A 13,764-nucleotide genomic window follows, 5' to 3' on the forward strand; every position below is an offset into this window, starting at 1 on the left:
TTCCCCGGCATGAAGGTCCCCAAAAAGCCGCTGAAGCCCCTGAAGGAATTGACCCCGCAGGAGCTCGCCGAGCGGAAGCGGCTGGAGCGGCAGAACGCGCAGCGGACGTTCAAGCCGAACCTGAAGACGATTCCCTGGAAGAAATAGCGGAAGCGGACGCCCCATTCTCGCTTCCCCCATGCGCCCCGCCCTCTCTTTCTGGAAGCGGCCCTCCGCCGTGGTCACGGCGCTGCTGGCGCTCGGCTGGTTCGCGCTGGCCGGGGCGGGCTATCCCCCTCCGAACGTCGACGATATCTGCTACGCGGGCCCGGCGATCGAGGTCGCCAACGGCCACGGGCCGATGGACCCGTGGGGGCCCTATTATGTCGAGCATACCGAGGGGCGCGCGACCTATCCGCCCTTCTACGCCTACCTCCTCGGCGGGTGGCTGAAGGTCTTCGGCGTCTCGAGCCCCAGCATGCTCTTCTTCTACGCCCTCTGCGGCATGGCGCTCACCCTCGCCATCGGGTTCTTCGTCCGGCGCTGGCGGCTGGCGTGGTGGGTCGAGGTGTTGATGACGGCGTTCATCGTCGTCTGCTTCGCCTCGAAGGGATTGCGGCCCGATCTTTGCGGGATGGCGATGTTCGCCGTCGGGGCCGCGCTGGAGGCGGGGGAGGGCCGGTGGCGGAAGGGGTGGGGGACGGCCCTCGTCGTCGCCTCGGTCTTCACCCTTCCCTCGATCGCGGCCTGGGCGGGGCCGTTCCTGTTCTACCGCTTCGGGGAGCGGGCGTTGGCGGCGGGGATTCCGGCGGCCTGCCGGGAGATGCTCCCGCGGCTGGCGGCGATCGGCGCGGCGCTCGGTCTCCTGTTCCTCTGGTCGGTCGGGTTCGAGTTGAGGAAGTTCCTCGCCTACGCCCATGCGAACGCGCTCTACAGCGTCTCGATGTACGGGACGATTTACTTCGATAACTGGACCCATTCGCTCGGCCTCTTCATCCGGATGGCCCTCCTCACGCTCCTTTCCTATGGCGTCGGGGCCGTCTTCTGGGCCGGGGTGTGGCAGCGGACACAGGGGGTCGAGCGGCAGCGGTTGTGGCTCGGGACGGCGGCGGCGGCGGCGGTCTCGGTCATGCTCTTTCGGATGCTCAGCGTTTCCTCGACGGGGCTTCAGCTCCTCAACCTGACCTCGGCCCTCGTGCTGCCGGTCTTCCTCGCGGTCGGCTGGCTCCGGGGGCGGAAGGTGCTGTTGGCGGTGGCGCTCCCGGCGGTGTTGGCCGTCTGTGTCCTGCTGCCGGTCTCCTATTGGCAGTTCCTGACGTGGGCCGCCTCCCCGGCCGTCGACAAGGGACGCGCGCGGGAAATCAAACAAGAGGTCGACGCCCTCGCGCCCGCCCTGGTCTGGGTCGACGGCTATGCGGCCCGCTATGTCTACGATTACCGGCTCCCGGCAGAACTCCGCGATTTTTCCCATGACCGGGAATCGTATGGCCGGTGGGTGAAGGCCTCGCAGGAGGAGAAGGCGGCCCGCAAGGCGGACACGGTCTGGATTCTCTGCGCCGGGACGATTCCCTACGCCGAGGGGCTGGAGAACGATCGGCGTCCCCGCCCGCTCCGCTTCTTCGGCCGCCGCTTCCCGCGCGGCATCGCGAACGAGGGCGAGCTCTTCCTGATCCGCTGATCCCGGCCCCGGCCTTCCTCAGGCCGGGCGGAAGACGAGGGGGAGGGTGACGGTGAAGGTGCTTCCCTTCCCGAACTCGCTGGCGACGGCGATGGTGCCGCCGTGGGCCTCGGTCAGCCGCCGGGTGAGGGCGAGGCCGAGCCCCGTCCCCTGGTGCTGGCGGGCGAGGCTGTCGTCGAGCTGCTCGAACTCCCGGAAGAGCCGGGGCAGGTTCTCCTCCCGGATGCCGATGCCGGTGTCCTCGACGGTGACGGTGAAGCGGTCGGCTCCGGCGGGATCGATGCGGAGGGTGACGGAGCCCTTTTCCTTCGTGAATTTGACGGCGTTCGAGAGGAGGTTGTAGAGGACCTGCTTGAACATCTTGTAATCGAGCGTCGCGGCGCCGAGCTCCGGCGCGATGAGGGTGGTGAACCGGAGCTGGTTCTTCAGGACGATCGAATGGATGACGGAGCAGACCTGGCTCACGGCGTCCCGCAGGAGGAACGTGTCGGGGACGATCTCGATCTTCCCGGCCTCGACCTTCGCGAGGTCGAGGACGTCGTTGATGAGCTGGAGGAGGTGGTTGCCGCTCGCCAGGATGTCGTCGAGGTATTCCTTCTGCGTCTTGTTCAGCCCGCCGAGGCGGCCGTCGACGAGGAGCTCGGAGAAGCCGATGATGCAGTTGAGCGGCGTGCGGAGCTCATGGGACATCGTCGTCAGGAAGCGGTTCTTCGCCTTGGCCGCGCTTTCGAGGTCGATGTTCTTCTCGTGCAGCTCGGCGGTCCGGGCGAGGACACGCCGCTCGAGGTCCTCGTTCGCCTGGCGGACCTTCTCGTCGGCCCGCTTCAGGTCGTCGATGTCGGTGCAGGTGCCGATCCAGAGGGCGATCTCGCCCCGGTCGTCGCGGAGGGGGAAGGCCCGGCCGAGGTGCCAGCGGTAGGCCCCGTCGGAGGCGCGCCGGAAGCGGTACTCGGCCTCGTAGTCGGTCCCGTCCCGGAGGGCGGCGGTCCAGCGTTCCAGGCTTTCCGGGCGGTCGTCGGGATGGAGGACCCTCTCCCAGCCGCCGTTCCGGGTCTCCTCCTCCGTCAGGCCGGTGTAGGCGTACCAGCGCTGGTTGTGATAGTCGTGGACGCCGTCGCCGCGCGCCGTCCAGATGATCTGGGGCATCGTTTCGGCGAGGAAGCGGGCGCGCCGCTCGCTCTCGCTCAACTCCCGGGTCCGGTGCTCGACGCGGGTCTCCAGGGCATCGTTGAGCTTCAGGATCTCGGCCTCGAACTGCTTCCGGTCGGTGATGTCGATGTAGTTCACCGAGAACCCGTCGTTGACCTTCGTCCCCGCCACGCGATACCAACGGGGCGACTCGTGCCGCCGCGAGAGGTACTCGAACTCGAGCGGCTTCCCGGTCTCGACGATGCTCACGTATTTCGCGAAGAGGCCGTCGGCGACGATCGTGGGGAAGACCTCGAGGAGCCGCTTCCCGATGATCTCCGCGGCAGTGATGCGGGAGATCCGTTCGGCCGCCGGGTTGATCAGCGTGAAGAGGAAGTCCCGGATCGTCCCGGCCTCGTCGCGGATGGCGTCGAAGGAGACGACGCCGTCGAGGGAATTGCTGAGGATGCTCCGGATGCGGGTCCGGTTCTTCTCGAGTTCCCGCTCCATCTCCTTCTGCTGGGAGAGGTCGGAGAGGAGGCCCAGGTAGCCGACGACGACGCCGTCGGCATTGGTCAGTTCCGAGGCGGCGAGGCGGGCGGGGAAGCGGCTGCCGTCCTTGCGGACGAGGGTCCACTCCTGCTCGTCGGTCCTGCCGCCCCCGAGCCGGGCGACGAAGGCCTCGAAGCCGGGCTCGATCTTCCGTCCGAGTTCGACGGAGAGGGTTCCGGCGCGGGCGGCGACCTCCTCGCCGTCGTGCCAGAGCGCGGGGGTCTGGAGGCCGACGACCTCGGCGGCGCTGTGGCCGAGCCACCGCTCGGCGGTCTGGTTGAACGTCGTGACGACGCCGTCGAGGCGGGTCGAGATGATCGCAAGGCTGGCTGAACTCAGGATCGCCTGGTGGAGGGAGGCGATCTCATGAGCCTGGGTCTGGGCTTGGGCTGGGGCCGGGATGGAAACGGCGGCGGGACGATGACCATTCACGGGACGCGGTTTTCTTCGGGAGGGCCGGATGTGGGGGGGGGAATGGCAAACCATTCCGTCCCCCCGTTATAGGCCGCTCCTGCGCCGTGCCCAACTTCAAAATGAAGGTAATCCCACTCAGCTTCGGGACCCGGCGGGCATCACCCGTTAGCGATGGTGGTGGTAATACCGATGGTGATGGTGGTGATGATGATGGTGCGAGGAACCGATCCCGATTCCGATGCCGATCTCGTCGGCCCGGGCAGGCGTGGCGAGGGTGAGGAAGGGAAGGGCGATCAGGGCGAGGGCCAGGAGGAAGGCGATCCGCGCGAGGAGGCCGGATCGCGTCGCAAGGAGGCTTTGGACGGGGCGATCGCCGCCGTCGAGGGGGGACAAGGTAGAATTGCTCATCCTTTAATATAACGGCGAAAGGACGGGGGCGAAAGGGGAGGGGGCTCTCTTTTTTGTTTTTGCCGGTTTTGCCGTCGAAGCGGCGACGGCCGGGGAGGGGTGCCGTTAACCCCTTGCCGCGCTGGCCGTTGCGCCAGGGGGAGAGTGCCCGCGGCCGGACTCGAACCGGCACGGAGAATTACCTCCAAAAGATTTTAAGTCTCGTGTGTCTGCCATTTCACCACGCGGGCGCGCAATGTGGGGGCGGCAAGGCTCCCACAGTCCCCATTTTTTGGCTCGTCTTTTTTTTGGGCCATTGGTAAGGGCCAAGCCATGTCGATTCACGTTCTCCTGAGGCACCGCACAACGTACCGCTACGACAAGCCGATTTCGATGGGTGCGCAGGTGATCCGACTCCGCCCCGCGCCCCATTGCCGGACGCCGATCGTCAGCTACTCCCTTCACCTGAAGCCGGAGGAGCGTTTCGTGAACTGGCAGCAGGACGCGTTCAGCAATTACCTCGCCCGGGTCGTGATCCCGGAGAAGACGAAGGAGTTCGAGGTCCTCGTCGAGGTGGTCGCCGAGATGGCGGTCTACAATCCGTTCGATTTCTTCCTCGAGCCCCACGCGGAGGAATTCCCCTTCGCCTACGACGAGGGGACGAAGCACGACCTCGCCTCCTACCTCAAGTGCGAGGTCCCCGAGGGCGCGTCGAAGAAGTTCGACGCCTACGTGAAGCGGATCTCGACGAAGAAGCGGCGGACGATCGACTTCCTCGTCGAGGTGAACCAGATGCTCCAGAGCGACATCTCCTACCTCATCCGCCTGGAGCCCGGCGTGCAGACGCCCGAGGAGACGCTGACGAAGTGCTCCGGCTCGTGCCGCGACTCGGCCTGGCTCTTCTGCAACATCCTCCGCCGCTTCGGCCTCGCGACCCGCTTCGTCTCCGGCTACCTCATCCAGCTGAAGCCCGACGTGAAGGCCCTCGACGGCCCCTCGGGTACCGAGGTCGACTTCACCGACCTCCACGCCTGGACCGAGGTCTACCTGCCCGGCGCGGGCTGGGTCGGCCTCGACCCGACCTCCGGCCTCATGGCGGGCGAGGGACACATCCCGCTCGCCTGCTCGCCGGAGCCCTCGACGGCCGCCCCGATCTCGGGCGCGACCGAGAAGTGCGAGGTCGAGTTCGACTTCGAGATGTCGATCCACCGCGTCCACGAGTCGCCCCGGGTGACGATGCCCTACACCGACGAGCAGTGGGCGGAGATCACGGCCCTCGGCGAGGAGGTCGACCGCCACCTGAAGCGGGCCGACGTCCGGCTGACGATGGGCGGCGAGCCGACCTTCGTCTCGGTCGACGACATGGAAGGCGGCGAATGGAACTTCGACGCGATGGGGCCGATGAAGCGGGGCCTCGCCTACGACCTGCTCCGCCGCCTCCAGAAACGCTTTTCCCCCGGCGCCCTCCTCCACTTCGGGCAGGGGAAATGGTATCCGGGCGAGCAGCTCCCCCGCTGGGCCTTCGGCTGCTTCTGGCGCCGGGACGGCACGCCGATCTGGGAGAACTTCGACCTCGTCGCCGACGAGCGGAAGGATTACGGCGCGACCGACGTCGACTCGATGCGCTTCATCGAGGCCCTCTCGCACCGGCTGGAGGTCGATTCCCGGAAGATCCTCCCGGCCTACGAGGACGCCTGGTATTACCTGTGGAAGGAACGGCGGCTCCCGACGAACGTCGACCCGCACGACTCCGAGCTGAAGGACGAGATGGAGCGGGCGCGCCTCGCGCGGATCTTCGAGCAGGGCCTCGACAAGGTCGTCGGCCACGTCCTCCCGATCCGCAAGGACGGCTCCGGCTGGATGTCGGGCTCGTGGTTCCTCCGTCCCGAGACGCTCTTCCTCGCCCCCGGCGATTCGCCGGTCGGCTTCCGCCTCCCCATCGACTCGCTCCCCTGGGTGAAGGCGAGCGAGTATCCGTGGACCTACCAGCCCGATCCGACGGCCCAGCGGCCCGAGCTGCCGAAGCGCCCGGAGCGCCGCAGGGAACTCTTCGGCGGCGCGGGCGGCCTCACCGAGGAGTATGTCCGCTTCTTCAGCCAGAATCCCGGAGGCCGGGGCTTCAACCCGCAGGGCGCGCCCGGCGAGGGCTACCGCCCGAGGGACCGCCGCCGCGCCGAGGAATACCAGAAGGCGCTCCGCTACTGGCCGAACCTCGACCCGAACGTCGCCCCCGGGCGCGGCCAGTCGGCCCCGTGGGTCGTCCGCACCGCCCTTTCGATCGAGCCCCGGAACGGGAAGCTCAATGTCTTCATGCCGCCGACCGAGACCCTCGAGGATTACCTCGAACTCGTCTCGGCGATCGAGGAGACGGCCGATTACCTGAAGATGCCGGTGATGATCGAGGGCTACCCGCCCCCCGGCGATCCCCGCCTCAACGTGATCAAGGTGACTCCCGATCCGGGCGTCATCGAGGTGAACACCCATCCCGCCCATTCGTGGAAGGAGATGGTCGAGATCACCGAGGGCCTCTACGAGGACGCCCACCAATCGCGCCTGGCGACGGAGAAGTTCATGGTCGACGGCCGCCACACCGGCACCGGCGGCGGGAACCACATCGTCCTCGGCGGCGCGACTCCGAGCGACAGCCCCTTCCTGCGGCGGCCCGACGTCCTGCGGAGCCTCCTCAACTACTGGCACAACCATCCGTCGCTCTCCTACCTCTTCTCCGGCCTCTTCATCGGGCCGACCTGCCAGAGCCCGCGCATCGACGAGGCCCGGAACGACGCCCTCTACGAGCTCGAGATCGCCTTCAACCAGATCCCCGACCGGGGCTACGTCCCGCCGTGGCTGGTCGACCGGGTCTTCCGCAACCTCCTCGTCGACGTCAGCGGCAACGTCCACCGGTCGGAGTTCTGCATCGACAAGCTCTACTCCCCCGACGGCTCGTCGGGCCGCCAGGGCCTCCTCGAGATGCGGGCCTTCGAGATGCCGCCCCACGCCCGGATGAGCCTCACGCAGCAGCTCCTCCTCCGCACCCTCGTCTCCGAGTTCTGGGAGCGGCCCTACCGCCAGCCCCTCGTCCCGTGGGGGACGGAGCTCCACGACCGCTACCTCCTGCCCCACTTCATCGAGCAGGATTTCAACGACGTCGTCGGCGACCTGAAGGAGGCCGGATACGGTTTCAAGCCGGAATGGTTCGCCCCCCACCAGGAGTTCCGCTTCCCCTTCATCGGGAAGACGAACTACCGGGAGGTCGAGATCGAGATCCGCAACGCCCTCGAGCCGTGGCACGTCCTCGGCGAGGAAGGGGCGGTGGCCGGAACGGTCCGGTACGTCGACTCGACCCTCGAGCGGGTCCAGGTGAAGGCGAAGGGGATGATCGGCTCCCGCTACAAGGTCCTCTGCAACGGCCTTCCGATCCCGATGACCGGGACCGGGACCGTCGGCGAGCACGTGGCGGGCGTCCGCTACCGCGCGTGGGGCGCGCCCCAGTCGCTCCATCCGACGATCGGCGTCCACAGCCCGCTGGTGATCGACCTTTACGATACGTGGAACCGGAAGACCGTCGGCGGCTGCACCTGCTACGTCGCCCACCCGGGCGGGCGGAACTATGCGACCTTCCCGATCAACTCCTACGAGGCCGAAAGCCGCCGTCTCTCCCGGTTCTTCCAGGGCGGACACACGCCCGGACGGTTCGATCCCCCCCCGCTCAACGTGTCGCCGGAATTCCCGATGACACTCGATCTCCGACGGTTTGTGAAAGCATAGAAAGAAGCACGCCTCTCCCATAGGAGTCAGGGCGCATTGGCCCCGTCTCTCCCTAACGCTCGTACCCTCGGGCGCTCCAGGAATCAGCCGATTTTAATCCAGTTCGGAGACGAGGCGCCGCCAAAGCGCGTCCGCCTAGCTAAGGCCCTCAGAGGGGGAGGTTCGAGGAGGGGCGAAGCCCCTCTTGGGCTATAAAGCGGATCGCCTCCAGCTGTACAGGGTTGACCCCGCAAGCCCCGAAGGGCAGTTCCCGTCCCGCGATCCCTTTCCTCGTGCGTCCGAATGCCAGTGCACCCGAAGCCCCCCGTGCCTTGTCCGGGCCTTCATGGACTGCCCGTCCCGATTCATCCGCCCCGGCTTCGCCAAACCGTCTAAGAGCTTGAGTACCGCCCTCGGAATCGGGAGGATCGCCTTGTGTCGAGCGTGACTTCCGCGATCCGAGTTCCCTCCGCTTTCCGCGGGTCGTCTGCCGTTCCCTTGGGATATCGGCGGCGCGAGGGCGCGTTGGCCTCCCTTTACGACGAGTTCCTCCAGCCCGACGGCTCCCTCCGGCCCCATTGGCGGGAGGTCGGCGCCTACTTCGACGAGCTGGGGGAAGGGGAGATCACCCGCCGCTGGAACAAGGCCCGCCGCATCCTCCGGGACAACGGCGTCGCCTACAACGCGAGCATGTGGGATACCCAGGGGCCGTTCCGGTCCTGGGAGCTGAACCCGATCCCCCTCCGCATCCCGCAGGCCGAGTGGAGCCGCATCGAGTCGGCCGTCCGGCAGCGGGGCCGCCTCCTCAATGCGATCCTCGAGGACGCCTACAGCCCGAACGGCGGACGCCTCGTCGCCGACCGGATGATCCCCCCGGCCCTCGTGCTCGGGAACGAGGCGTGGCTCCGGCCCTGCGTCGGCGTCCCGGTGCCGAAGGGGGCGCGCCTCGTGAATTACGCCGTCGACCTCGCCCGTTCCCCGGACGGGACGTGGTGGGTCCTCTCCGACCGTACCCAGGCCCCCTCGGGCGCGGGCTACGCGCTGGAGAACCGCGTCGTCTCCTCCCGCGTCTTCCCGGAGATCTTCCGCTCCAGCCAGACGAAGATCGCCCGTCTCAGCGGCTATTTCCGCAAGATGAAGGAGGCCCTGGAGGCCCTCTCCCCCCGGACGGGCGAGATGCCGACGATCGTCCTGATGACGCCGGGACGGCTGAACGAAACCTACTTCGAGCACGATTACCTCGCCCGCAACCTCGACCTCACCCTCGTCGAGGGGCAGGACCTCACCGTACGGGACGACGTCGTCTACATCCGCACCCTGCAGGGGCTCCGCCGCGTCGATGTCATCGTCCGCCGCGTCGACGACAGCTACTGCGATCCGCTCGAGCTCCGCGACGACTCCCTCCTCGGCGTCCCCGGCCTCCTGAACGCGGTGCGGGCGGGGACGGTCGCCCTCGCGAACAGCCTCGGCAGCGGCCTCGTCCAATGCCCGGCGCTCGGGGCCTTCCTGCCGAAGCTCTCCGAGCGGCTGCTGGGGGAGAAGCTCCTCATGCCTTCCGTGGCCACGTGGTGGTGCGGCCAGGCGGCGGAGCGGCAATATGTCCTTAACAACCTCGCCGCCCTCGTCTGCGAGCCCGCCTTCGACACCCCGGGCGATTTCCCCTCCCGCGCAGGCAGCAAGGCCGGAGGCGACGGCCTCGACGCGATCCGCAAGGCGATCCGGCAGCGGCCCGAGATGTTCACCGCGCAGGAATTCGTCCGCCTCTCCCAATGCCCCGACTTCGCCGAGGGACGGCTGGAGCCCCGCTCCGTCATCCTCCGCGTCTTCGCCGTCCGGTGCGGGGACGACTACGCCGTGATGCCCGGCGGCCTGACGCGGGTCGCCGACGAGGACCTGAGCCACGGCGTCCTCATCCGGCGCGGCGGCGGCTCGAAGGACACCTGGGTCGAGTTCGACGAGGAGGGGACGCGCTCCGCTGCGGGCCCCGCCCCGGGCCAATCGCAGGGGCAGGGCCCATCCCAATCGCAATCCCAGTCGTCGGGCGTGAGGCCCGAATCGGCGAAGGCGGCGTCCGCCCAGTCGAATCCGGCCCTGTCGAGCCCCCGCCGGGCGACGACGGGGCTGACGAGCCGCATGGCCGACAACCTCTTCTGGCTCGGCCGCTACGCCGAGCGGGCCGAGTTCACCGCCCGCATCGCCCGGACCGCCCTGGAGGGCCTGTCCGACCAGCAGGGCTGGGTCGACATCGACGACCTGAAGCCCCTCGTGCGGACCTTCCTCCACTTCGGCCAGCTCCCCGCCTCGACGGTCGAGTGCCCGTCGCCCGAGGAACTCCGCTCCGTCCTCATCTCCCAGATGCTGAGCCGGGAGAACGGAGGGAGCCTCCTCAACATCGTCGAGCGCCTGCGGGACATCATCACCTCGGTCCGCGACCAGGTGACCGACGACGCCTGGCGCATCGCGAGCCAGCTGCCCGATATCCTTCCCCCCGTCCCCGTCTTCTCCTCCGACGCGGCCAGGGCCAAGGGGCAGATGGAGGCGCGGCTTCAGTCGGCTCCGACTTCCGCCCCCGAGGGCTACGGCGGCGAGGCCGACCTCAACCTCAACCAGATCCTCCTCCATCTCTCGGCCCTCAACGGCGTGCTGACGGAGAACCGGACCCACGACTTCGGCTGGCGCTTCATCGACCTCGGGCGACGGATCGAGCGTTCCCTCTACAGCTCCCGGATCATCGCGGAGTCGTTCTTCAGCCGGGGCCAGATCGGGGAGAATCCCGAGCGGGGGGAGGGCGGCGCGCTCTTCGAGACCCTCCTCGACGTCTTCGACGCCGTCATCGTCTACCGGGGGAAGTACGCGGTGATCCACCGGGACGCCGTCCTGGAGCTCCTCCTCTGCGACGAGGGGAATCCCCGCTCCCTCGTCGGGCAGCTCTCCCGGATGCTCGACGACCTCCTCGGCCTCCCCCGCGACGGGGAGGACGCCTACCGGCTGCCGGAGGAGCGCCTCGTCCTCCGCGTCCTGAACGACGTCCGCCTGATCGAGTTGAAGAAGGTCGGCCCCCGGGCGTTGAGCGCCGTCGAGTCGGCGATGGGGGAGCTCTCCGGCCTGCTCTCCCGCCGTTTCTTCATCCACCTCCGCACCGCCTCGGTCGGCCGCGACGTGGCGCTCGATCTCCCCGAGGCCGTTTGATCAACCGAACCGAGGCGCTCCAGGATTCCCATGATTTTTGAAGTCTACCACTGGACCGAATACCGCTACGCCGAGTCGGTCTCCCTCTCCCGGCACCAGTTGCGGATGCGGCTTCGGGCCGGGAACCACCAGCGGGTCCTCTCCTCCCGGATCGAGTTCCTGCCGCGCCCCCTCTACGTCCGGGAACGGGTCGACGCCTTCGGCAACCACGTCGACGAGGTCTTCGTCGAGGAGGCCCACAAGAGTTTCCAGATCAAGTGCGTGAGCCGCGTCGAGACCCTGCCCCGGACCCTCCCGATGGCCTCCGACACCGCGCCGTGGGAGAAGGCCGTCGAGGCTCTCCTGGAGGCCTCCGACCCCGATCCCCGCGCCTTCCTCTACCCCTCCCTCCACGCCCCGTGGAGCGACGCGATCCGGGAGTGGACCGAGCGGAGCTTCCCCGCCGGGCTTCCCGTCCTGGCCGGGGCCCTCGACCTCTCCCGCCGCATCTTCTCCGACTTCACCTTCGACGCCGAGGCGACGACGGTGAGCACCCCGATCGCCGAAGTCTTCGAGAAGCGGCGGGGCGTCTGCCAGGACTTCGCCCACTTCCAGATCGCCTGCCTCCGGTCGATGGGCCTCGCCGCCCGGTACGTCAGCGGCTACATCCGCACGGAGCCCCCGCCGGGCCAGACGAAGCTCTTCGGGGCCGACGCCTCCCACGCCTGGGTCTCCTTCTACTGCCCCGGCCACGGCTGGATCGACATCGACCCGACGAACAACCGCCTCGTCGACAGCGACTATGTCGTCATCGGGTGGGGCCGCGATTATGCTGACGTCAGCCTCATCCGCGGGACGCTGACGGGGGGGGGAGCCCACTCGCTCTACCTTTCGGTCGATGTCTCCCCGGTCGACGAGGGAGCGGTTGCCGCAAACCGCGGTTAGGCTGATTTCCTGGCCCGTTTCGGTCGAAATGCCTTCAATCGGCGGCGATCGGGCGACAATTTTGGCGAATGAGTCAAAAAACATTGGCATTTCCGCAAAAGAATTTAACTAACTAGAACAACGTTATTTGTTTATGTCTCAGCCCACTCCCGCCGCACCTTCCGCCTACTCCCGTACGAATCCCTTTCCGGCTCGCCTTTCCGAGAACCGCCTCCTGAGCAAGGGGGCCTCGACCAAGGACACGCGCCACATCATCGTCGACATCAGCGGCAGCGGCCTCGTCTATCACGCGGGCGATTCCCTCGGCGTCTTCGCCCAGAATCCCCCCGCCGTCGTCGACGAGATCATCAGGCTCCTCTCCCTCAACCCCGAGGCGATCATCCCCAGCCCGACGGGCGAAGTCTCCCTCCGCCACGCCCTCAGCACCGGCTACATCCTGAACCGGGTCGGCAAGAAGTTCGTGAAGGCCATCGCCGAGAAGCTCCCCGCCGGGGAGAAGAAGGACTCCCTCGCTGCGATCGTGGCGAACGAGGAGGCCCTCACCGAATTCGTCTTCACCCGCGATTACATCGACGTCCTGCTCGAGTATCCCGGCGTCCACCTGACTTCGGAGGAATTCATCCTCCTCGTCAACAAGACGGCCCCCCGCCTCTACTCCATCGCCTCCTCCTCGCTCCCCCATCCCGAGCACGTCCACCTCACGGTCGCCATCGTCCGGTATGAGACCCACGGCCGCGCCAAGAAGGGCCTCGCCTCCGGCTACATGGCCGACGATTGCCCCCTCGGCGCCCCCGTCGTCCCCGTCTTCGTCCAGCCGACCCGCCACTTCCACCTTCCCCCGGACGACGTCGCGGTGATCATGGTCGGGCCCGGCACCGGCATCGCCCCGTTCCGCGCCTTCCTCCAGGAGCGGAAGCACAAGGGCGCGAAGGGCAAGAACTGGCTCTTCTTCGGCGACCAGACCAAGGCGGGCGACTTCCTCTACGAGGAGGAGTTCGACGCCTACCAGAAGGAAGGCCTCCTCACCCGCCTCGACACCGCCTTCTCCCGCGACCAGGCCGAGAAGATCTACGTCCAGAACCGGATGCTGGAGAACGGTGCCGAAATGTGGAAGTGGCTCCAGGAAGGCGCCTACTTCTACGTCTGCGGCGACGCGAAGCGGATGGCGAAGGACGTCCACCAGGCCCTCATCACCATCGCCCAGCAGCACGGCGGCCTGACGCCCGAGAAGGCCGTCGAATACATCGAGGTCACCTTCGCCAAGACCGAGAAGCGCTATCTGAAGGACGTCTACTAGGCCTCGCAACTAGGACTTCCGCCCGATTCCCAAACACGAACCGCCGAGATAGAAAACAAGGACGACATATGAAAATTCTGAGCGTTGACGACTCCAAGATGGTCCACATGGTCGTGGCCAAGGCCCTGAAGAATTACGATGTCGAACACATCTCGGCGATGAACGGCGAGGAAGGGGTCGCGAAGGCCTCCTCGGAGAAGCCCGACCTCATCCTCATGGACATCACCATGCCGGTGATGACCGGCCTCGAGGCCGTCACGAAGCTCAAGGCCGACCCCGCCACCGCCGGCATCCCCATCGTGATGCTGACGGCGGAGAGCGCGACCGACAGCCAGACCTTTGCCTTCGAGCAGGGCGTCGAGAAGTACCTCACGAAGCCCTTCGGCGAGGACATCCTCATCGCCACCCTCTCCAGCCTCATCCCCCTCGCGCCGAAGGCCGCCTAGGGCGGGCCGACGCCAGTCCCCCC

9 protein-coding genes and 1 tRNA gene are annotated in these 13,764 nt (G+C 67.4%); 7 read left to right on the forward strand and 3 right to left on the reverse strand.

Translation table 11 applies throughout. The annotated features are described in order from the left end of the window. The first annotated feature begins 9 nt into the window (after positions 1-9). On the forward strand, positions 10-147 hold the full coding sequence (locus BLU04_RS16435; protein ID WP_157895235.1) for a hypothetical protein: 138 nt from the start codon (positions 10-12) through the stop codon (positions 145-147). 31 nt (positions 148-178) lie between these two features. Then, a complete protein-coding gene (locus BLU04_RS09075; protein WP_093284917.1) occupies positions 179-1,657 on the forward strand; it encodes a hypothetical protein in 1,479 nt (492 codons plus the stop codon). A gap of 18 nt (positions 1,658-1,675) precedes the next feature. Here the strand turns inward: BLU04_RS09075 and BLU04_RS09080 are convergent, their stop codons facing one another. The 3 genes from BLU04_RS09080 to BLU04_RS09090 form a co-directional block, all read right to left on the reverse strand. Continuing rightward, complete coding sequence (locus BLU04_RS09080) at positions 1,676-3,769, reverse strand: hybrid sensor histidine kinase/response regulator (protein WP_162274665.1); 2,094 nt, start codon at positions 3,767-3,769, stop codon at positions 1,676-1,678. A 147-nt stretch (positions 3,770-3,916) separates the two neighbouring features. Next, positions 3,917-4,159: a hypothetical protein gene (locus BLU04_RS09085; protein WP_157895236.1), complete on the reverse strand. Its 243-nt coding sequence runs from the start codon at positions 4,157-4,159 to the stop codon at positions 3,917-3,919. A gap of 145 nt (positions 4,160-4,304) precedes the next feature. Continuing rightward, a tRNA-Leu gene (locus tag BLU04_RS09090) sits at positions 4,305-4,389 on the reverse strand. An 82-nt stretch (positions 4,390-4,471) separates the two neighbouring features. Here BLU04_RS09090 and BLU04_RS09095 point away from each other — a divergent pair. The 5 genes from BLU04_RS09095 to BLU04_RS09115 all read left to right on the forward strand — a co-directional run bounded on the left by BLU04_RS09095 (position 4,472) and on the right by BLU04_RS09115 (position 13,741). Then, positions 4,472-7,906 carry a transglutaminase family protein gene (locus BLU04_RS09095; RefSeq protein ID WP_093284925.1) on the forward strand — a complete coding sequence of 1,145 codons (3,435 nt, stop codon included), beginning with the start codon at positions 4,472-4,474 and terminating at the stop codon, positions 7,904-7,906. A 504-nt stretch (positions 7,907-8,410) separates the two neighbouring features. Beyond that, the gene (locus BLU04_RS09100; RefSeq protein WP_093284928.1) at positions 8,411-11,074 is read left to right on the forward strand and encodes a circularly permuted type 2 ATP-grasp protein; all 2,664 of its coding nucleotides are present in this window, start codon (positions 8,411-8,413) and stop codon (positions 11,072-11,074) included. Between the two features lie 30 nt (positions 11,075-11,104). Beyond that, positions 11,105-11,998, forward strand: coding sequence for a transglutaminase family protein (locus tag BLU04_RS09105; protein ID WP_093284930.1), 894 nt, complete (start codon positions 11,105-11,107; stop codon positions 11,996-11,998). Between the two features lie 133 nt (positions 11,999-12,131). Further along, complete coding sequence (locus BLU04_RS09110) at positions 12,132-13,295, forward strand: sulfite reductase subunit alpha (RefSeq protein ID WP_093284933.1); 1,164 nt, start codon at positions 12,132-12,134, stop codon at positions 13,293-13,295. 68 nt (positions 13,296-13,363) lie between these two features. Then, complete coding sequence (locus tag BLU04_RS09115; protein ID WP_093284935.1) at positions 13,364-13,741, forward strand: response regulator; 378 nt, start codon at positions 13,364-13,366, stop codon at positions 13,739-13,741. Positions 13,742-13,764 lie beyond the last annotated feature (23 nt).

It is taken from the genome of Verrucomicrobium sp. GAS474 (genome assembly GCF_900105685.1).
Lineage (GTDB): Bacteria > Verrucomicrobiota > Verrucomicrobiia > Methylacidiphilales > GAS474 > GAS474.

Coding starts and splice junctions, on each gene's coding strand:
- BLU04_RS09085 (WP_157895236.1), bottom strand. CDS start 4,159: ATGAGCAATTCTACCTTGTCCCCCCTCGACGGCGGCGATCGCCCCGTC.
- BLU04_RS09075 (WP_093284917.1), top strand. CDS start 179: ATGCGCCCCGCCCTCTCTTTCTGGAAGCGGCCCTCCGCCGTGGTCACG.
- BLU04_RS09115 (WP_093284935.1), top strand. CDS start 13,364: ATGAAAATTCTGAGCGTTGACGACTCCAAGATGGTCCACATGGTCGTG.
- BLU04_RS16435 (WP_157895235.1), top strand. CDS start 10: ATGAAGGTCCCCAAAAAGCCGCTGAAGCCCCTGAAGGAATTGACCCCG.
- BLU04_RS09095 (WP_093284925.1), top strand. CDS start 4,472: ATGTCGATTCACGTTCTCCTGAGGCACCGCACAACGTACCGCTACGAC.
- BLU04_RS09105 (WP_093284930.1), top strand. CDS start 11,105: ATGATTTTTGAAGTCTACCACTGGACCGAATACCGCTACGCCGAGTCG.
- BLU04_RS09110 (WP_093284933.1), top strand. CDS start 12,132: ATGTCTCAGCCCACTCCCGCCGCACCTTCCGCCTACTCCCGTACGAAT.